This is a genomic window from Methanoculleus sp. UBA208, from assembly GCF_002498065.1.
In the GTDB taxonomy this organism is placed as follows: Archaea; Halobacteriota; Methanomicrobia; order Methanomicrobiales; family Methanoculleaceae; genus Methanoculleus.
Genome location: NZ_DAFZ01000040.1, coordinates 46,693 through 64,669 on the forward strand (window position 1 = coordinate 46,693; position 17,977 = coordinate 64,669).

Here is a 17,977-nt window from a genome sequence, read left to right on the forward strand (position 1 = left end):
TTGCGGCCACGTCTGGATCGGTCGAAGGAGGGCGGCTACCCAAAACCTCATTCAGGGACCGGGAGGACCACGAGCCCTTCCCGGAGCCAGCCCCAGGCGTCCCGGAGACGGTTCTCCGGGAAGTAGCGCACGTCGATCCCGGTAAAACCGACAAAAAGCCCCGGCAGGTGGTTCATCCATTCCCGCCACCGTTCTCCGCCGACGACGGCGATCCGGTCGACCTGCTCCAGCCCCGGCCACTGCCTGAAGGCATCCCAGCCCTCTCCCGGCCTCCAGCTGCGGAACCCCTCGATCTTTAAGAGGATCCGGACGTTGCGGTGGTTCTGCATAGCTCGTTCGAGTTCCGGGATCAGAATGGTGGCATAGTCGCTCTCGCTCAACTTCCCGTCGAACCGGAACCCGAGAACACTTCCTGAACTTTCCTTCATCCGGTCAAGCATGGGTGCCCCTATGGGCCTCCAAAGAAAAAAAGGTATGGCTGGTCGGCGGTGGTACGCCGGTGGGTATATGTATATACCCCTGTGCGTGATAGGCGGCAATATCCTGTCGCGGCAGGGGGGTCTTTTAAATGGAGCTGGAACTCTCAATAGGGTTCATCCTGGCCCTCAATATCATATTCGCCGTCACGATCGTCTTCTTCGAGCGGAGAAACCCGACAGCGACGACGGCCTGGCTGATGGTCCTCTTCTTCCTGCCGCCCGTCGGTTTTGTGCTCTACCTGCTCCTCGGGCAGAACTACACCCGGCAGAGGATGTTCGTCGTCAAGGAGCAGGAAGATCGCTGTTTCCTCCAGGAGACCTTCGAGGAGCAGCACCGTGCGCTCGCAGCTCGCCGCCACTCGTTCACCACCCCGGAGGCGGAGGAGTTCCGCGACGTGATCTTCCTCCTCCTCCGGAACAACCGGGCGTGCCTGACCGATGGGAACCGGGTCGACGTCTACACCCGGGGTGAGGATAAGTTCGACGCACTCTTTGCCGCGATCCGCATGGCACGCAACCACATCCACCTGGAGTATTTCGTCATCAACGACGACGACCTCGGGCGGGCGGTTGTCCACGCCCTCGCACAGAAGGCGCGGGAGGGCGTCGAGGTCCGCCTCCTCTTCGATGCGATGGGGTCCCGGGCCGGGGGCGGGTCGCGGGCGGCTTTTGAGGAACTGACGGACGCCGGCGGGAAGATCGGGGTCTTCTTCCCCTCTATCTTCCGGGTCAACTACCGCAACCACAGAAAGATTGCCGTCATCGACGGGACCGTGGGGTTCATCGGCGGGTTCAACATCGGGGATGATTATCTCGGGAAAGGGCCGCTCGGCCGCTGGCGCGACACCGCCGTCCGGATCACGGGAGAGGCCGCCCGGATGCTCCAGCTCCGGTTCTTCCTCGACTGGAACTACGCAACCGGCGAGCACTCGCGCCTCGAGGCGCGCTACTTCCCCGACGGGGACGTTCCCGGCACGACGCCCATCCAGATCGTCTCCGGCGGCCCGGATACCCGGTGGAACCCGATAAAGGAGGGGTATCTCAAGCTTATCAACTCCGCCCGGGAGTCGGTCTACATCCAGACGCCCTACTTCATACCGGACGAGAGCGTCACCGACGCCCTGCGCCTCGCGGCGCTCTCCGGGGTCGACGTCCGGATCATGATCCCCTGCAGGCCCGATCACCCGTTCGTCTACTGGGCGACCCTCTCGTTCATCGGCGACCTGCTTGATGCCGGGGTCCGGGCCTACACCTACGACGACGGGTTCCTCCACGCTAAGACGATCGTCGTCGACAAAAAAGCGGGTTCGGTCGGGAGCGCGAACTGGGACGTCCGGAGTTTCCGGCTGAACTTCGAGGCAAACGCCTTCTTCTACGATGCAGCCGTCGGGGCCGATCTTGCTCGGGCGTTCGAGGAAGATCTCGCCCTCTCCACCGAGATCACACCGGAGGACTACCAGGCACGGTCCCGGAGGGTCCGGGTGAAGGAGTCGGTCTCCCGTCTCTTCTCGCCGCTCGGGTGAGATCCTTCACCGGTTCAGCCGGCCCTGGACGAACTTCCTGATCCGGGGGAGGCTCTGTTCCCAGCGGGCCTGGAGGATGGGGACGGTGTAGGGGAGGTGGTGCGGGAGGACCGCGGTCCCCATCACCGCCTTCTCGACGAGCGGGCGTTCACGGCCGATGACGACCGTCTTTCTCGCCCGGATGGCGTCCAGGAGCTCTTCCACGGTATCGGCCTCGGCGCAGGTGACGACTCCGCCGAGCTCGTGAAGGAGGTGGCCGTCGGTCCCGCCGGTCCGCCCGAGACCGTGGGTGACGGCGAGCCCGGCCGCTCTCAGGTTGTGGGACCGGGCCATCCCGCCGCAGATCACCTCGAGGGCGTCGAGGCGCGAGAAGACTTCTTCGCCGATGCACGCGCCGGCGACGCACCGCTCGACCCCCCGGTTCAAGAAGGCGTAGCCGCAGGGGTGCGCTTCGGCGGCGATGCAGGCGTAGCCCTCCCGGCGATCGAGGATATCTGGTGTATCGAGGCGTATCGCGGTGAAAGGTCCGTTCCTTCTGTTTCTCTCGACGTGGCGCCGGTAGAAGTCTTTGAGGTCGGACGCCGAGTAAAAGTAGAGGAGGATGTGCGGCCCGTCGTTGGCGCTGACCTCGATCCCGGGAACGAGGGGAACCCGGATTCCCTGCCGCTGTGCCTCAGCCACGCCGCCGATCTGGTTGTGGTCGGTGATCGCAAGCCCGACTCCCCGCCGGGCCGCGAGTTTCAGCGCGTCCCGCACGCGGGTGGCGGAGTCGGAGTGCCGGGTGTGGAAGTGGAGGTCCGCCGGGAGAAGATCGAGCCGCCGAATCTCTTTCGGCAGGGGTTTCTCGAATATAATATCCTTATAATAGCGCATGGGATCGCTGTCTGCCTGATCACCGATGGGTCGCGGGGGATGAAAAAGGGTTGCCCGTTCCCCCGGGAGGGAGTCGTTCGCGCCCCGATGCCGCTATCCCATCCCAACAGCGGCCTCCTCGGCGGCCACCGGCTCCCGCAGCCAGTCGAGGGCTGCCGCCAGGTGGTCGTCGGTGAAGTAGCGCACGTCTATCCCGGTAAAGCCCACAAAGAGTCCCGGCAGGTGGTTCATCCACTCTTCCCACTTCTCCCCGCCGACGATCGCAATCCGGTCGACCTTCTCCATCCCCGGCCAGTCCTTGAGGTTCTCCCAGTGCCCGTGCGACTTCCAGCCGTGGAAGTTCACGATATGAAAGAGTATCCGGAGGGTCGGGTGGCTTCTCTCCGCCTCCTCAAGCGCCGGGATCAGTGTCCCGTCGTAGCCTTTTGCCGTCATCTCGCCGTCGAACCGGAACCCGACGACGTCTCCCGAACCTGTTGCCATCTTCTCAAGCATGGCGCCCCCTCTCCGGGGCGAATGAGAAAAAGGTTCCGGCCGTCACCCGGCCGGCCCCCCGCATGCTGCTCTCCGTGGGGCTGCCGTACCGGGGAGGGCAACCGCCTTCACCCGGCCGCTCACGCGGTGGGTGGCGGAACCTCGGCCGTCGCCGCCGTCCCGGCACCGAAGGCGTCGCGGAGGTTCGCTTCCTCCGTCTCCGAGAGCGACGTCCGGATGACATGGCCCCCGTACTCTTTGATGGCGTCGACCACCTTGTCCGGCGTCATCTTCTTAACGAGCAGGAAGATCGCGGAGTTGCCCGGCTTGACGTTCTCCGCGACTTCTTTGATGAACCTGTCGTCGATGCCGTAGTCGGAGAAACGCCCGGCGAGTGCCCCGGCGATCGCGCCGATGGCGAGCCCGAAGATCGGCGCGAAGAAGATCAGGCCGATCAGCAGTCCCCAGAAGGCGCCCGAGAGCGCCCCCATGCCGGCCAGGTTGGTGGCCTGCTTGATCTCGGTCTTCCCGTCCCGGTGGTGGACGACGACCACCAGGTCCTCCAGTTCGATGGTGTGCTCCTTTGTCAGGTCGACAAGCCTGTCCCTGACCCTGAACGCGGTTTCTTCGCCATCGTAGGCGATGGCAATCAGATCGCTCATATATCCTCCACTGCAATTGGCATGCAGCCGAAAATATAATTGAGGCTATATATTTCCTGCGGTCGGCCCGGTGCAGGGCGCGGCCTACTCCTCCCGGCCCCCGTTGCCCATCATCTCTCCAATCCACCGGGTCTCCTCCCAGCTCTCGAGGAGGAGCTTCACCGCGATCGTCAGCGGTATGGCGAGGAAAATCCCGACCGCCCCAAGGACGAATCCCCAGAAGACGACGGAGAAGAGGACGACGAACGGCGAGAGGTTGAGTTCCCGCCCGGCCATCCGGGGAAGGACGAGGTTCTCGGCGGCGGCGTCGATGAGGGCGATGACGACGATGACGGTTATAGCCCCTGCCGGCCCGAACTCGATGAGAGCGAGGAGGGTGGGCGGGATCGCGGCTGCAGCGAGGCCGATGTAGGGGACATAGCTCAGGACGAAGGCGATGAACCCCCAGAGCACCGCAAAGTCGACCCCGAGGAGGGTGAGGAAGAGCCCGGTCCCGACGCCGGTGATCAGGTTCACCTTCGTCCTGACCACCACGTAATCGATGAGGATCCGGCCCGACTGCGAGAAGTGCCGGTAGAGTGAGCTCGCCGGTCCCAGGCGCCGCGCGAGGGCAGCCTTGAGCCGCGGCCCCTCAAGGAGAAGAAACCCGATCCCGACGAAGACGAGAAAGATGTCGAAGGTGATGCTCCCGACCTGCCGGGCGAGCCCGGCCGCCTGCTGGATCACGAACCCCTGGTCGACGTAGTCCCATACCGTGAAGCTGCCGGGGTCGATGCCGTAATCGGTGAGGACGGCCGCCTGCGCCTCGAGGCTCGCCTGGTACTGCGGCAGGGATCGGATAAACCCGGTGAAGGCCGCACCGAGGAAGGCGAGCGCCCCGACGAGGATCCCGATGAGTCCCACGACCACCGTACCGGCGGCGATGACCGGGGGCACTCCCCGGCGTCTCAGCCATGTCATGACGGGCGCGGTGATCATGGCGAAGAAGACGGCGACGAGGAACGGGCCGAGGATCGGGGTGGCTACCCGGATCCCCGCGAGCACGATGACGACCGCCGCCCCGACGATAGCGATACGGGCAGGGGGAGGGAGGCTCTCGGCGGTCATATCCACGAGGAAGGTATGGGCGCTCCCGAAAGAAAGAGTTTTCCGGGCGAGGTCTCACTCCCCGGCCTCCGCCGCCCGGATCGCCTCCGTGAGCGACTCCCAGGCGACCGGCGTCGCGAGGAAGATGTTTCCGTGACCGATGGCCTCCGCCGCCCCGGTCCCTTCGAGGCCAGCAAGAAGCCAGGGGTCGACCTCGGCGAGGATGAGCCGGTTTCCCCCGGCCTCGACCTGCCGGGCGTAGCGCTTCAGCATCCGAAAGAGCCCGGTTCCGGCTTCGACCCTCCCCCGGAGAGCGAGGATCACGACGGCGCCCTCTGCCCCTTCCGGGGACGGGAGCGACCGTTCGATCGCCCGGAGGGTAGCGAAATAGACGCTGCCGGAGATCGAGAGTATGGTGAGGCGGCCGCCCGGGAGCCGTTTTGGCGCCGGTTCTTCCCGGAACATCCCCCCGGCCACCGGGATGAGGCGGACCACGGTCGCCTCCCGGGTGGAGGTGACCAGGTAGATGGCAAGCGAGATGAAGACGCCGACGTAGATACTGTACTGGAGCGGCAGGACCTGGGTGGAGACGAAGGTGGCGACCATGGCCCAGCGCCCGGGACGGGAGTATTTCCAGACGCAGGCAATCTCGCGGGGTTGGTACATGAGTTCGATCCCGATGAGAACCAGGATGCCGGCGAGGGCCGGGAGCGGGATCAGTTCCGCGAGCGGTCCCGCGAGGACGACGACCGCCCCGACGAGGGCGCCGGAGATAAGGTTGGCCATCCGGGTTTCTGCCCCTGCGGCGACGTTGAGCGCCGTCGCCGAAAGCGACCCGCTCGCCGGTGCGCATTGGAGGAAGCTACAGAGGATGTTCGTGACCCCCTGTCCCGAGAAGTCCCGGTTCACGTCGGCGATGGTGCCGTCGGGCTCCGGGGTCGTCTCCGTGATCCCGACGGTCATCACGAGCCCGATGATGGCGAGGGCGAGCGCCGGGACGAGGAATCCGGGCGCGAGGGCGAGGTCGGGGGCGGCAGGAACCGGGAGGCCGGCGGGGATGGCGGCGATATCGCCGACGAGCGCGACCTCCGGGAATGCGGCCAGAACGAGGAGGGTTGCGATGATGACCGGGAGGAGGAAGGCGACGGAACGAAGGGGCGGCACCCGCCTGAAGGCGAGGACGAGGGCGATGGTGAGGATGCCGACCGCGAGCGCCTGCGGCTGGATCTCGCCCGTGTGGAGGAGGAGGTCGGGCACGGCGAGGATCCGGATCGCTTCTCCCGGAAGTTCGTAGCCGGTGAGGTTCCCGAGCTGCCCGAGGACGATGAGGAGCGCTGCTCCCGTGACGAACCCGGTGAGGACGGCGTTCGAGACGAACCGGGTCAGGCTGCCCGCCTTGACGAGCCCGAACCCGAGCTGAAAGAGCCCGACAAGGAGCGTCAGGACAAAAAGGCTGGCCGGGATGTCGGCCTCCGGGACCGGGGCGAGGACCGAGTAGATCGAGACCGCGAGGACGTTTGAGAGCATCACCTTGAGGTAGGAGGAGCCGGTGAGGAGCGCCGCGATCGCCGTCGCGAACCCGGCGGTATAGAGGCCGTAAAGCGGGTTGATCCCGGCGACGAGAGCGAACCCCATCACCTGCGGTATGCCGACGAGGGCGGTGGTCGCCCCGGCGACCAGGTCGGCCGGAAAGCTCCTCCTCCAGTTCGGCTCACCGGCGGGCATGCTCGGGGAGGGTGCGGGGCGCGGGATATAGGTTGCCCTGCCGGAGACTGTGGTCTAGCTGATTGTGACCCCGCCTAATCAGGGCGACGCCATAACCAGCTAGACCACCACATCCCGGGGCCCCGCCATTGCCGGAAAAAACACTTTAATGTATTTTTACACATATGTGTATTAATTGAGGTGATACAACATGCCAGGATTTGATGGAACCGGACCGGCCGGCCGCGGCCCGATGACGGGCGGCCGCCGGGGCCGGTGCGTCCTGCCCGGGACGCCGGCGGCGGAAGGCGAATCTTCCACGCCGGTGCTTCGCGGCATCGGCCGGGGCGGTATCCCGTGGGGATGCGGTCGCGGCTTTGGCCGTGGCGGCCGGGCACGCGGTCGGTGGTAACGGCCGGTGCCGGAGCGAAGGCACTATCTGCATGTGGGACGGAGCTCTTCTCCAGAGATGATACCATGAACGAGAGAGAGCCCGGCGAGGGGCGCGGCCGCCGCCAGCGGGGCCGCCCCCGGGTCCGCCGGATCATCGGGGATCGGGGAGCGTTTCGCTGTTTTGGCCCCCTCTGCGGGGGTCCCGACGAGTTTGTCGTCATCCTCCCCGAGGAGGTGGAGACCCTCCGGCTCGTCGACCTCCAGGGACTTGAGCAGGAGGAGGCCGCCGTTGCCCTCGGCGTCTCCAGAAAGACCCTCTGGCGCGACCTCCACGAGGCGCGGGCGAAGGTCGCCGACGCCCTGGTGCACGGGAAGACGATCCGGATCGGCGGGTGCGGCCGCCGGCGGGAGGAGGGGTGTCCGGAAGACGAGGACACCTCCTTCGAACCGTCGCCGAGATGAGGGCATGCGCTCTGCACCTTTTTGAAGCGGTTCAAAACCCGATCCGGCCATGTATGACTAGTTCATCCCCATATCGTGCAGTTGATTGGCGCTTTCATCGAACGACTGGTGGATAATAAAATATTGCACCCGACCGGCTTTGATGCACTCCCTGACTGCACGTTCCCGTTTACTCAGGCTGGCGGCTTTGCCCGTTTTTATCTCAACGAAGACCACGTTCTGCACTTCATCGGCGTCGGACAACCCGTCAAAGACGATGAGATCGACCGGAGTCCCTAAAAACCGTGCATCCTTTGGATTGTAGGGGAAGTCCGGGAAGTAGGGGATGAGGCACTCCGTGACCTTCCCCCGGGTCACCGATTGGCTGCGCCTGACCGCATCGGTGCGGATATTCCCCTCTTCGTCCTGCCTCCACGTTTCAAACAGGATCTTTGCTTTTTCGTCCGAAAGACGCTTGAGTTCCTGCTCTTTCCAGTTTTCAATATCTTCTCGTTCCCTCCGGCGCCAGGACTCGAATATCTCCCGTGCTTTTTGCTCGACCTGACCCTGGATCCTGGAGTATTTGTAAAATAGAACTAAAACAGCAAGAAACAATAAAAGGATGACGCCCCATTCGATCAGATCGATCATAGTATCTTAGGAAAGTCTCACGTGCCGGCAGATAGGCTTTTTCTAACGGATTTCCCTGCAAGGCATTGGATGGACGCTCATTTATAAAACCGCCTTGCGGAACTGCTCCGCAGAACCGACCCTTCAAGTACCGCATCTTCCCATGGGGTACTCGTAAAACATATGGGCCCGGAGGGATTCGAACCCACGACCGCCCGGTTATGAGCCGGGCGCTCTGACCGGACTAAGCTACGGGCCCGAGAATTGTGATGCAGCCGACCTGAATTCAGAAACGGCGCATTTATTTCAGATCTCCGGGATTTTCCCGGAATATCACTGCATATAAATATTGTTCTTTGATCATAAAAACATTGTGCGCGTTCTGCAGGGCGCCTGCATACCCGACAGGCGTAACGTCCGGAAGTCCGCCGTGCAAACCTCCCGGCGGGTCTCCGGCACCTGTAGTATGAGAGACTGCCTGCAGAATGCTCCGAAAAACCCACCTACCGCATCTTCTGGTGCTGCTCTTTCCACTGCATCCAGTTGTTGTAGGCGTTCATATCCCTCTGCTTGAGGATATCCTGGATACTGTTGTCGATCTCGGTGGTCGTCATCCCGCTGTGCGTGCTCCCCTGGATCTGCTGGGTGATCTCGTCCGCCAGCTGCTGGTTTGCTCCGGCGTTCTGCACCGATCTCCTGATCTTGTCAGGGTTGAACTCCTCCTCCTGGTTGTTGGTCTTCCGGACCACGGTCTCCTGCCAGGGCCGGGACTCCATCTGCTGTTGTTCCGCCATTATCATCACCACATCAATACCTGTTCTGCTTTTCTCGAGGCCCGGGTGCCCGTTGCATCCCGGCTCTTTTTCCTGGATAACGGTTTTCCGGGCGCTCCACCCGGCCCCGCTTCGGTTGCAAGCTGCAGCCTGCCGGGCAACAGTGGGACATCGCATACTTATAAGTTGCGGCTGCCGCCCCTCGTGCCCTTCCCGCCGAAGCAATGGATTAACGGCGCCTTCCCGGGTGGCGAAGAACCGAACGAATCTACTGTGTGGGGCATGCACCCGGCGGAACGGCGGGTGCACGAGAAAAGGCGAAGCGTTTTCGAGTTGCGACGAGCCGTAGGGTGCAATGTTCCGGAGAACGACTGTCCGTAGGATGCGATGGCCCGGAGGGTGCGACGTTCCAACGGAATGCGACTGCCCTATGGGCAGGAGTTTGAGCACCGATAGGTGCAAACGGAGCATGAGAAGCCGCCAGGCTTCGAGCCGCGACTGCCGGAATGACAGGAGCGTGAGCACCGTCAGGTGCTCGAGCTCCGGCCCTTACGCCCCCCTCGCCCCCTCCTCGGCGTCCCGGATGGCCGAGAGCACCTCCTCTCTCCTCTCGTCGAGGGCCTCCGCCGTATCCGCCTCGATGTTCAGCCGCACCACCGGCTCGGTGTGGGAGCGGCGGATGTTGAACCACCAGTCGGGATAGGTCACCGTCAACCCGTCGAGCCTGTCGAGGTCCGCGTCGCGGTAGCGCGCCGCAAGCACCGCGAGCACCGCCGCGGGATCGTTCACCTGGAGGTTGATCTCTCCGGTCGAGGGGTAACGGTCCAGCGGCCGGATGAGGTCGGAGAGCGTCCGGCCGCTCGCGGCGAGGATGTTTGCGATCATGACCAGCGTGAGGAGTCCGTTGTCGGCAAACCCCATATCCCGGTAGTAGTAGTGCCCGGAGAGTTCCCCGGCGAACAGCGCGTCCTCCTCCCGCATCAGTGCCTTGATGAAGGCGTGACCGACCCTTGAGCGGACACCCCGGCCCCCGGCCCGATCGATCGCCTCGCGGACCGCCCGGCTTGAGCGGAGGTCGTAGAGGATCGTCGCCCCCGGCTTCTCCTCGAGCAGGAACTCCGCGATGAGCCCGGTCACCAGGTCTTCCCGGACCCGCTCGCCCCGCTCGTCGATGAAACCGCACCGGTCGCCGTCACCGTCGAACGCGACCCCCATGTCGGCACCCTCCGCGACGACCCTGTCCTGCAGTTCCCGGGTGGTCGCGGGGTCGAGCGGGTTTGCGTGGTGGTGGGGGAACCGGCCGTCGGGCTCGAGATACAGCGGCGAAAGGCGCCATGCCGGGACCCGGTCGAAGAGCCGGGGCACCTCCGGCCCGGCCATCCCGTTCCCGGCATCCACGACGACCGTGAGGGGTTTCGGTGCCCGGACGAACCCGGCCACCGTCCCGATGTAGGCGTCCAGCATCTCGATCTCGCGGGACGACCCCCCGGCGCGGGCGACCTCCTCCTCCCCTACCCGGGTCTCGAGGAGCGGCAGGTCGCGGTCGCCGGAGAGGGGGACGGCGTTTTCGCGGGCGAGTTTGAACCCGTTCATCTCCCCCGGGAGGTGGGAGGCGGTCACCATCGCCCCGCCGTCGAACCCCCCGGCAACGACGGCGTAGTTGAGGAGCGGGGTGCTCGCCATCCCGATATCGGCGACCTCCGCCCCGGCTTCGACCGCACCCCTGATGAACGCCCGGGCGAGCGGTACCGAGGATGGCCGCATGTCCCGCCCGACGACGATCCGCTCCGCTGCAAGAAGCGCGACGAAGGCGTTCCCGATCCTCTGCGCAGTCGCTTCGTCGAGTTCGTCCGGGTAGCGCCCCCGGATGTCGTAGGCCCGAAAGATCCCGGCCATTCAAGCCTCCCCCCGGAGCGATGAGATCGCCCGCAGCCGCTCGATAATCCCCGGGAGCACTTCAAGGACGTAGTCGACGTCGTCGTCGGTGTTCGCGTGCCCGAGGGTGAGCCGGAGCGAGCCGTGGGCGTGCTCGGGCGGAAGGCCACAGGCGGTCAGGACGTGTGAGGGGTCGAGCGACGCCGAGGTGCAGGCGCTCCCCGTCGAGGCGGCAACCCCGAGGGCGTCGAGCATGAGAAGGATCGACTCGCCCTCGACGTAGCGGAACGCAACGTTCACGTTGTTCGCCAGCCGTTCGGTCGGGTGACCGTTCAACCGGGTGTCCGGGATCGCGTCCGGGATTCCCCGGATCAGCCGATCGCGCATCGCGGCAATCCGGGCGGCCTTCCCGGGGATATCGGCGGTTGCAAGTTCGATCGCCCGCCCGAGCCCGACGATCCCGGGAACGTTCTCGGTTCCGGCCCGCCGGCCCCGCTCCTGCGCCCCGCCGTGCATGAACGTCGTTATGCGGGTTCCCCGCCGGATGTAGAGCGCTCCCGTCCCCTTCGGGCCGCCGAACTTGTGGGCGGAGATGGCGAGGAGGTCGGCCCCCATCTCGTCCACGTCCACCGGGAAGGCCCCGATCGCCTGGACGGCGTCGGTATGGAACGGGATTGTGTGGTCGTGTGCGACTTCCGCGATCGCCTTGATGGGTTGAATCGTCCCGATCTCGTTGTTCGCGGCCATCACCGAGACGAGGATGGCCGCATCGGTGATCGCCTCATCGACCGCCGCCGGATCGACCCGGCCGTACCCGTCCACCGGGAGGTAGGTGACCCGGTAGCCCTGCTTCTCGAGGCTCTGGCAGGTATGGAGGACGGCGTGGTGCTCGATCGCGGAGGTGACGATATGGTCGCCCTTCTTCTGCCTCACCGCCGCCGCTCCCTTGATCGCCCAGTTGTCGGCCTCCGTCCCGCCCGAGGTGAAGAAGACCTCCTCGGGGCTTGCCCCGATCGCCGCCGCCACGCGTCCCCGTGCTTCCTCCACAGCCTCCTCCGCCTCGCGGGCGAGGGAATAAAGCGACGAAGGGTTCCCGAACCGCTCCGAGAAGTAGGGGAGCATCGCCCGGGCGACCTCCGGCCGCACCGGCGTCGTCGCCGCATGGTCCATGTAGACCGACCGCCTCCGCTCCATCCGGGTCACTTCGCCATCGTCGGCTGGAACCCGCGCATCGTCTCGGCCATCTCCCTCAGGCGCCGGTCCACCAGGTAGTTCACCGTCCCCTCCTCGTAGGTCCCGTCCTCGCGCCGGGTGCCTGCCGGAACACCCGTGAGAACCTCGATCCCCTCGTCGATCGTCCGCACCGGGTAGATCCGGAACTTCCCGGCCTTCGCGGCCTCGACGATCTCCTCTTTCAGCATCAAGTTCTGGACGTTGCTTGCCGGGATCAGCGCCCCCTGGTTCCCGTCGAGCCCTTTGGTCTTGCAGACCTCGAAGAACCCCTCCAGCTTCTCGTTCACGCCCCCGATCGCCTGCACCTCGCCCTTCTGGTTCACCGACCCCGTGACCGCGAGGTATTGCTTCAGCGGAAGCCCCGAGAGCGCCGAGAGGAGGGCGTAGAGCTCGGTGCTCGATGCAGAGTCGCCCTCGATCCCCTCGTAGCTCTGTTCGAAGACGAGCCGGGCCGAGAGGGAAAGCGGCTTATCGTGTGCATAGTTGTTGTTGAGGTAGCCGTTGATGATCAGGACGCCTTTCGTGTGGATCGGCCCGCCGAGCGCAGCCTCCCGCTCGATGTCCACGAGCCCCTCGCGGCCGACCCCGATGCTCGCGGTCACCTTCGACGGCCGGCCGAAGGCGAAGTCCCCGAGTCCGATGACCGAGAGGCCGTTCACCTGGCCGACCTTCTCGCCCTCCGTATCGATGAGGAAGATCCCCCGCCGGATTGCCTCCTCGATCTTTTGCTGGATCAGGTTCGAGCGGTAGATCTTCTCCTCGATCGCCTTCGTGACGTGTTTTCTCTCGATCTGCTCAGTCCCGTCGCTTGCGGCGTAGAAGTTCGCCTCCCGGATGAGGTCCGCGACCGTGGCGAACCGGGTCGAGAGTTTCTGCTTATCCTCGGCGAGGCGCGAACCGTACTCGATCACCCGGGCGATCGCCTCCCGGTCCAGGTGCCGGAGGTTCTCCTCCCGGACGAGGTTGCACATGAAGTCGGCGTATTTTTCGGAGTTTTCGTCGTTCCTTTCCATCACGATGTCGAAGTCGGCCTTGACCTTGAAGAGCTCCTTGAAATCGGGGTCCATCCGGTAGAGGAGCTGGTAGATCATGGGCGTCCCGACGAGTGCCACCTTGATGTCGAGTGGGACGGCCTCGGGCTTGACGGTCTTTGCCGTGATGAATCCCATCCGCTCTCCCGGCTCCTCGATGACGGCTTCCCCGGTCTTTAAGGCCGTCTTGAGCCCGTCCCAGGAGAGGGGGGCGCGCAGGAGGTCTTCGACGTCGAGGATGAGGTGGCCGCCGTTGGCCCGATGGAGCGAACCCGGCCGGATCATCGTGAAGTCGGTCGTAAAGATGCCGAACTGGACCTCCCTCTCGATCTTTCCGAGGAGGTTCTGGTAGGTGGGGTTCTGCTCGAAGACCACCGGTGCGCCTTCGGCGCCGGCGTTATCCACGACGACGTTCACCTCATACTTCCGAAACGGAATCTCACGCATGAGGGCCTGGAACTGGGGCGGGACGCCCTGCTGCTCGGGGACACCGAGGAATATCTGAACGTTCTCGAGGATGTCGTTCTGGACGGCGTCGATGTAATCGGGGACTTCCGCGACGTCGGCATACTTCTCCTTGAGTTCGGTGACGAGGTTGCCTATCGCGTAGAGGGCGATGTCGTGGTTCAGTTTCTTGACCGCCTCGGCCCCCTGCCGCTCGATGTCCTGCACCTGCCGGAGCGTGCTCCGGAGTTCGGCGTTCAAGGCGTCCCGCCTCCGCTGGACCTCCGCCCGCACCTCGTCTGGGAGGTTGATGAACTCCTCCTCGGGGACCGGCCTCCCGTTGATGACCGGGATGGTCAAAAGGCCGATGGGGCTCATCTGGATGGTGAACCCCGCCTCCTGGGCTTTCTGGTTGATCCGGGCGATGAGATCCGTCCTGTTCCCCTGGAGCGCCTGAAGCGTTTCGTCCCGCCGTTTTGCGTACTCCTCGCTCTCGAACGCCCGGGGAAGCGCCTGCCGGGCCTCCTCGATGAATTGCTTCATATCCTCCCTGAACCGGGCCCCCTTTCCGGCCGGGAGGCCGATGGCGTTGGGCTCGTACTGGTTCTCGAAGTTGTGGACATAGATCCAGTCGCTCGCCCGGGGTTTGGTCTTCGCGAGCTCGTCGAGGAAACTCCGGACGGCGGTCCTCCTCCCGGTGCCCTGGGCGCCTGCGGTGTAGACGTTGAACCCGGCCTCCCGGATCTCGAGACCGAACCGCAACGCCCGCAGTGCCCGCTCCTGGCCTATGATCTCTTCCAGCGGCCGCATATCCTCGGTGCTGGCGCACTCCACTTTTCCCGGCTCGTAAACGTTCCGGTACTCTCCGATATCCAAGGGCTGAATCATCAGTCTCACCACAGTTGCTGCAACTACTTCGCAGGATGTCGCTCGCCCTAAAAAAGGTTCCCCGTTCCGGCACCGGATGGTACGATAGGTGGTTTTACTTTCTTTCGCGCATATGTGTAGTACGTTTGTATGCGGCCGATGATATGCACGGAGCCGCAAGGAACAGGAGATATTATGAGGATAGCAATTGCACAGGACGGAAACCGGGTATCCGAACACTTCGGTCACTGCCAGGGGTACGCCATATTCGACGTCGAAGATTCGATCATCTACCGCAGAGACGACCTCGCGAACCCCGGCCACGAACCCGGGCGGCTCCCGGTCTTCCTCGCGGAGCACGGAGTCAACCTGATCATCGCGGGCGGAATGGGGCCGCGGGCTGTCGAGATCTTCCACGAGAATGGTATCAATGTGCTCCTCGGCATCGGTGGAAACGTTGATTATGTCGCACAGGACTATATCGCCGGCCGTCTTTCTCCGGGGAAGAGTTCCTGCCACCACGAAGACGGCGGCGAGTGCGACGGAGCGCACTGAGCATGGCAGCGGTGGTTGACCCCGGGGCATGCACCGGGTGCGAAACGTGCGTGGATGCCTGCCCGGCGGCCGCAATTACCATGGAGGACGGGAAGGCAAAAGTCGACGCCGATCTCTGTGTTGATTGCGGGACCTGCGTGGACGAGTGCCCGGCGGGCGCCATCTCGCTTGAGTGATACGATAGCACCATCCATAGTATTATGCTCATATGAGCAAAAATCACCAGAGGAGTGCATCAGAATGATAGTTGGTATCACAGCACGTGCAGCAGGCACGGACGCCCCGGTCGAGCAGCGGTTCGGCCGGGCACCTTACTTCGTCTTCGTCGATACGGAGACGGGGAAAGTGGAATCGATTGAGAATCCCCTTGTCGACGCTGCGGGCGGGGTCGGACCCCGTGCGGTCCAGATGTTTTCGGAGCACGGCGCGACGGTGGTCATCACCGGCCAGGTCGGCGGGAACGCCGCCCGGGCGCTTGAAGCGGGCGGGATCAAGGCGTACGCCTACCGCGGAAGCGGCAGCGTGGCCGATGCCCTTGCGGAGTATACCGCCGGGAACCTGCAGCCGCTCTCCCTCGCCTGAACCGGGATCCAGCATGAAGATCACGATTGCAAGCGGCAAAGGCGGCACCGGGAAGAGCACGGTGGCGGCGAACCTCGCCTGCACACTCGCCCTCTCCCGTGAGGTGGCGCTCGTCGACTGCGATGTCGAGGAACCGAACCTCCACCTCTTCTTCCCCGCCGCTGCCGTGGACGTGCCGGTGACGACGCCGGTCCCGGAGATCGATCTCGCCCGTTGCACCTTCTGCGGTGAGTGCGGGAAGTTCTGCCGGTTCGGGGCGCTTTCGGTTCTCAAAGACCGCGTCCTCGTCTTCCCGGAACTCTGCCACTCGTGCGGGGGCTGCTCCCTCGTCTGCCCGCAGGGAGCGATCGAGGAAGTCCCGCGCACCGTCGGCCGGGTTGCGTGCTCCTGCCCCCTCCCCTCCCTCACCCTGATCAGCGGGGTTTTAAACGAGGGTGAGGTGCAGGCCCCGGCGGTCATCAGGGCGGCAAAACTGCTCGCGGAAGGGCACCCGCTCACCCTCTACGACGCCTCCCCGGGGATAGCCTGCCCGGTGATCGAGACCCTCGAGGGGAGCGATGTCTGCGTCCTGGTGACGGAGTCAACGCCGTTCGGGCTGCACGATCTCCGCCTCGCGGCCGAGGTGGCGGAGGGGGTCGGCATTCCCGCCGGCGTCGTGATCAACCGCAGCGACGGCCAGGACGAGGCGACCCTCGACTTCTGCCGGGAGCGCGGGCTTCCTATCCTCATGACCATCCCGTTCTCGCGGGAGATCGCCGCAGTCCAGAACCGGGGCGGGCTCATCTGCCGTGACCTTCCCGGGTGGGAGGGGCGGTTCGCCGGCCTCTTCGACGCGATCGTGAAGATTGCGGGGGTGAGCCCGTGATACGGCTCGCGGTCACGAGCGGCAAGGGCGGCACTGGGAAGACGATGGTGGCGGCGGCGCTTGCGGATATCAGCGGAGTGCCGCAGGTCCTTGCCGACTGCGACGTGGATGCCGCGAACCTGGAACTTCTCTTCCGCCCCCGGCGGCTTACGACGGAAGAGTTCCGGGGGCTCGCGGCGGCCCGGATCGACCCGGAGCGGTGCCGCGATTGCGGGATATGCGCGGATCACTGTCGTTTCAGGGCGATCGTGCGCCGCAACGACGCCTGGGAGGTTGATGCGCTGCACTGCGAAGGCTGCGGCGTCTGCACCTATGTCTGCCCCATGGGGGCGGTCTCGATGGAACCCCGTGTCTGCGGCGAGATCTACACCTCGGCGACCGACCGGGGCAATCTCGCCCATGCCCGGCTCTTCCCGGGCTCCGGGAACTCAGGATTGCTCGTCACCGAGGTGAAGAAGCGGGCCGTGAGCCTTGCGGACGGCGCCGACCTGCTTCTTGCGGACGGCCCGCCGGGGATAGGCTGCCCGCTGATCGCGACGGTCAGCGGCATGGACGCGGTCCTCATCGTCACGGAGCCGGGGGTCTCGGCGCTCCACGACCTCGAACGGCTTGTGACGGTCTGCCGGCGGTTCGGCGTCCGGATCTTCGTCGTCATCAACCGGTTCGACCTCGCGGAGGATATCTGCGCAAGGATCGAGGACTACTGCAGGGAGGAGGAGATCCTGGTGGCAGGAAAGATCCCGTTCGATCCGCAGGTGATCGAAGCGGTGCGAGGCGGCCGCCCCGTGACCCGGAGTGAGTCCCCGGCGACGGATGCTCTCCGGGCGCTCCGGGACAGCCTCTTTGCCGAACTCGGGCTTGTATAGCCCACTTTTTTTCTCAGGCTCTCGCGATCACCGTCTGGTGCGAGTTGTGAAGGGCGACCGGTCAACGGACAGATGGGTGTCGGCAGAGGCCATCCCAAAACGTCTCTGCCGGGAGGGGGACACCCCTTCGAAACTCACCGAGTTTCTCAAGCTCCCTTCGGTCGCACCTCCCGGTCCCTCCCCCGCGTGGCGATAGCCGATGGGAAGCGGTTCAGGATCGTGGGCCTTGTTGAAACCCACTTGCTTGCTCCAGATGGCTGCAGTCAGGGGTAACTCAGAGGCTGCGCACGTGCGGTGCTCGTGCTCCGGATGTTGTGTCCATCGCAAGTCCAGGACCCTCGGTCTTCTCCAGCGATGTCCCGTAGGGGCATAGCCTATCGCCACGCACTGCCCGCCCCCCCGGGGCGGGAGGAGCGCGAAGCGCGGGTGGTGGGGGTTACAGAGATCCATTACAACGTGGAGACAGGGGAGACCCCCTCCCCGCCACCCGGAGTGGCGATAGTCACCACGGTCCACTGCCTGAGGACATGCGCGAGAAAAAAGGCCGGCCCGGGGAGAGGCCTGGTGTGGCACCACCCTCCTCAGGGAAAGGATGAAGATCAAAGCAGGGTTTCAACAGAG

General features: G+C 64.7%; 19 protein-coding genes and 1 tRNA gene. 8 read left to right on the plus strand and 12 right to left on the minus strand.

Annotated features, from left to right (window positions below):
• Positions 1–47: 47 nt before the first annotated feature.
• On the minus strand, positions 48–440 hold the full coding sequence (locus BRA62_RS03675) for an STAS/SEC14 domain-containing protein (RefSeq protein ID WP_292364923.1): 393 nt from the start codon (positions 438–440) through the stop codon (positions 48–50).
• 128 nt (positions 441–568) lie between these two features.
• On the opposite strand from BRA62_RS03675, the gene cls reads away from it, so the two are divergent.
• Complete coding sequence (gene cls, locus BRA62_RS03680) at positions 569–2,002, plus strand: cardiolipin synthase (RefSeq protein ID WP_292364925.1); 1,434 nt, start codon at positions 569–571, stop codon at positions 2,000–2,002.
• Positions 2,003–2,008: 6 nt separating this feature from the next.
• Here the strand turns inward: cls and BRA62_RS03685 are convergent, their stop codons facing one another.
• From BRA62_RS03685 to BRA62_RS03705, 5 genes are all read right to left on the minus strand, one after another.
• Complete coding sequence (locus BRA62_RS03685; RefSeq protein ID WP_292364927.1) at positions 2,009–2,875, minus strand: PHP domain-containing protein; 867 nt, start codon at positions 2,873–2,875, stop codon at positions 2,009–2,011.
• A gap of 93 nt (positions 2,876–2,968) precedes the next feature.
• Positions 2,969–3,370 carry an STAS/SEC14 domain-containing protein gene (locus tag BRA62_RS03690; protein WP_292364928.1) on the minus strand — a complete coding sequence of 134 codons (402 nt, stop codon included), beginning with the start codon at positions 3,368–3,370 and terminating at the stop codon, positions 2,969–2,971.
• Between the two features lie 119 nt (positions 3,371–3,489).
• Positions 3,490–4,011: a DUF1269 domain-containing protein gene (locus tag BRA62_RS03695; protein WP_292364929.1), complete on the minus strand. Its 522-nt coding sequence runs from the start codon at positions 4,009–4,011 to the stop codon at positions 3,490–3,492.
• 84 nt (positions 4,012–4,095) lie between these two features.
• Positions 4,096–5,118, minus strand: a complete 1,023-nt coding sequence (locus BRA62_RS03700; RefSeq protein ID WP_292364992.1) for an AI-2E family transporter — start codon at positions 5,116–5,118, stop codon at positions 4,096–4,098.
• A 54-nt stretch (positions 5,119–5,172) separates the two neighbouring features.
• On the minus strand, positions 5,173–6,822 hold the full coding sequence (locus BRA62_RS03705; protein ID WP_292364931.1) for a SulP family inorganic anion transporter: 1,650 nt from the start codon (positions 6,820–6,822) through the stop codon (positions 5,173–5,175).
• A gap of 190 nt (positions 6,823–7,012) precedes the next feature.
• Between BRA62_RS03705 and BRA62_RS03710 the strand changes: the two genes are divergently transcribed.
• Positions 7,013–7,213 (plus strand): DUF5320 domain-containing protein, encoded by a 201-nt coding sequence (locus tag BRA62_RS03710; RefSeq protein WP_292364933.1) that lies wholly within the window; start codon positions 7,013–7,015, stop codon positions 7,211–7,213.
• A gap of 65 nt (positions 7,214–7,278) precedes the next feature.
• A complete protein-coding gene (locus tag BRA62_RS03715) occupies positions 7,279–7,656 on the plus strand; it encodes a DUF134 domain-containing protein (protein ID WP_292364935.1) in 378 nt (125 codons plus the stop codon).
• Positions 7,657–7,713: 57 nt separating this feature from the next.
• On the opposite strand, the gene BRA62_RS03720 is transcribed toward BRA62_RS03715, so the two are convergent.
• The 6 genes from BRA62_RS03720 to BRA62_RS03745 all read right to left on the minus strand — a co-directional run bounded on the left by BRA62_RS03720 (position 7,714) and on the right by BRA62_RS03745 (position 14,509).
• Positions 7,714–8,286: a Holliday junction resolvase-like protein gene (locus BRA62_RS03720; protein WP_292364936.1), complete on the minus strand. Its 573-nt coding sequence runs from the start codon at positions 8,284–8,286 to the stop codon at positions 7,714–7,716.
• Positions 8,287–8,449: 163 nt separating this feature from the next.
• A tRNA-Ile gene (locus BRA62_RS03725) sits at positions 8,450–8,524 on the minus strand.
• A 244-nt stretch (positions 8,525–8,768) separates the two neighbouring features.
• Positions 8,769–9,059, minus strand: a complete 291-nt coding sequence (locus BRA62_RS03730) for an ATP cone domain-containing protein (protein ID WP_292364937.1) — start codon at positions 9,057–9,059, stop codon at positions 8,769–8,771.
• 528 nt (positions 9,060–9,587) lie between these two features.
• On the minus strand, positions 9,588–10,934 hold the full coding sequence (locus BRA62_RS03735; RefSeq protein ID WP_292364939.1) for a phosphomannomutase/phosphoglucomutase: 1,347 nt from the start codon (positions 10,932–10,934) through the stop codon (positions 9,588–9,590).
• A complete protein-coding gene (gene nifS / locus BRA62_RS03740) occupies positions 10,935–12,107 on the minus strand; it encodes a cysteine desulfurase NifS (protein WP_292364940.1) in 1,173 nt (390 codons plus the stop codon).
• Positions 12,108–12,112: 5 nt separating this feature from the next.
• Positions 12,113–14,509, minus strand: a complete 2,397-nt coding sequence (locus BRA62_RS03745; RefSeq protein WP_292364941.1) for a Lon protease family protein — start codon at positions 14,507–14,509, stop codon at positions 12,113–12,115.
• A gap of 174 nt (positions 14,510–14,683) precedes the next feature.
• On the opposite strand from BRA62_RS03745, the gene BRA62_RS03750 reads away from it, so the two are divergent.
• The 5 genes from BRA62_RS03750 to BRA62_RS03770 all read left to right on the plus strand — a co-directional run bounded on the left by BRA62_RS03750 (position 14,684) and on the right by BRA62_RS03770 (position 17,356).
• Positions 14,684–15,043 (plus strand): NifB/NifX family molybdenum-iron cluster-binding protein, encoded by a 360-nt coding sequence (locus tag BRA62_RS03750; protein ID WP_292364942.1) that lies wholly within the window; start codon positions 14,684–14,686, stop codon positions 15,041–15,043.
• A 2-nt stretch (positions 15,044–15,045) separates the two neighbouring features.
• Complete coding sequence (locus tag BRA62_RS03755) at positions 15,046–15,219, plus strand: 4Fe-4S binding protein (RefSeq protein ID WP_292364943.1); 174 nt, start codon at positions 15,046–15,048, stop codon at positions 15,217–15,219.
• A 64-nt stretch (positions 15,220–15,283) separates the two neighbouring features.
• Positions 15,284–15,625 (plus strand): NifB/NifX family molybdenum-iron cluster-binding protein, encoded by a 342-nt coding sequence (locus tag BRA62_RS03760; RefSeq protein WP_292364945.1) that lies wholly within the window; start codon positions 15,284–15,286, stop codon positions 15,623–15,625.
• Between the two features lie 13 nt (positions 15,626–15,638).
• A complete protein-coding gene (locus tag BRA62_RS03765) occupies positions 15,639–16,490 on the plus strand; it encodes an ATP-binding protein (RefSeq protein WP_292364947.1) in 852 nt (283 codons plus the stop codon).
• Entirely contained in the window at positions 16,487–17,356 is an 870-nt protein-coding gene (locus BRA62_RS03770) for an ATP-binding protein (RefSeq protein ID WP_292364948.1), read from the plus strand. The genes BRA62_RS03765 and BRA62_RS03770 overlap by 4 nt, the downstream gene beginning before the upstream one ends.
• Positions 17,357–17,977: the final 621 nt, after the last annotated feature.

Bases quoted from the DNA above. Each gene is read 5' to 3' on its own strand.
- BRA62_RS03715 (WP_292364935.1), top strand. From the start codon at position 7,279: ATGAACGAGAGAGAGCCCGGCGAGGGGCGCGGCCGCCGCCAGCGGGGC.
- BRA62_RS03730 (WP_292364937.1), bottom strand. From the start codon at position 9,059: ATGGCGGAACAACAGCAGATGGAGTCCCGGCCCTGGCAGGAGACCGTG.
- BRA62_RS03755 (WP_292364943.1), top strand. From the start codon at position 15,046: ATGGCAGCGGTGGTTGACCCCGGGGCATGCACCGGGTGCGAAACGTGC.
- nifS (WP_292364940.1), bottom strand. From the start codon at position 12,107: ATGGAGCGGAGGCGGTCGGTCTACATGGACCATGCGGCGACGACGCCG.
- cls (WP_292364925.1), top strand. From the start codon at position 569: ATGGAGCTGGAACTCTCAATAGGGTTCATCCTGGCCCTCAATATCATA.
- BRA62_RS03695 (WP_292364929.1), bottom strand. From the start codon at position 4,011: ATGAGCGATCTGATTGCCATCGCCTACGATGGCGAAGAAACCGCGTTC.
- BRA62_RS03735 (WP_292364939.1), bottom strand. From the start codon at position 10,934: ATGGCCGGGATCTTTCGGGCCTACGACATCCGGGGGCGCTACCCGGAC.
- BRA62_RS03750 (WP_292364942.1), top strand. From the start codon at position 14,684: ATGAGGATAGCAATTGCACAGGACGGAAACCGGGTATCCGAACACTTC.
- BRA62_RS03760 (WP_292364945.1), top strand. From the start codon at position 15,284: ATGATAGTTGGTATCACAGCACGTGCAGCAGGCACGGACGCCCCGGTC.
- BRA62_RS03675 (WP_292364923.1), bottom strand. From the start codon at position 440: ATGCTTGACCGGATGAAGGAAAGTTCAGGAAGTGTTCTCGGGTTCCGG.
- BRA62_RS03700 (WP_292364992.1), bottom strand. From the start codon at position 5,118: ATGACCGCCGAGAGCCTCCCTCCCCCTGCCCGTATCGCTATCGTCGGG.
- BRA62_RS03720 (WP_292364936.1), bottom strand. From the start codon at position 8,286: ATGATCGATCTGATCGAATGGGGCGTCATCCTTTTATTGTTTCTTGCT.
- BRA62_RS03765 (WP_292364947.1), top strand. From the start codon at position 15,639: ATGAAGATCACGATTGCAAGCGGCAAAGGCGGCACCGGGAAGAGCACG.
- BRA62_RS03705 (WP_292364931.1), bottom strand. From the start codon at position 6,822: ATGCCCGCCGGTGAGCCGAACTGGAGGAGGAGCTTTCCGGCCGACCTG.
- BRA62_RS03710 (WP_292364933.1), top strand. From the start codon at position 7,013: ATGCCAGGATTTGATGGAACCGGACCGGCCGGCCGCGGCCCGATGACG.
- BRA62_RS03690 (WP_292364928.1), bottom strand. From the start codon at position 3,370: ATGCTTGAGAAGATGGCAACAGGTTCGGGAGACGTCGTCGGGTTCCGG.
- BRA62_RS03685 (WP_292364927.1), bottom strand. From the start codon at position 2,875: ATGCGCTATTATAAGGATATTATATTCGAGAAACCCCTGCCGAAAGAG.
- BRA62_RS03745 (WP_292364941.1), bottom strand. From the start codon at position 14,509: ATGATTCAGCCCTTGGATATCGGAGAGTACCGGAACGTTTACGAGCCG.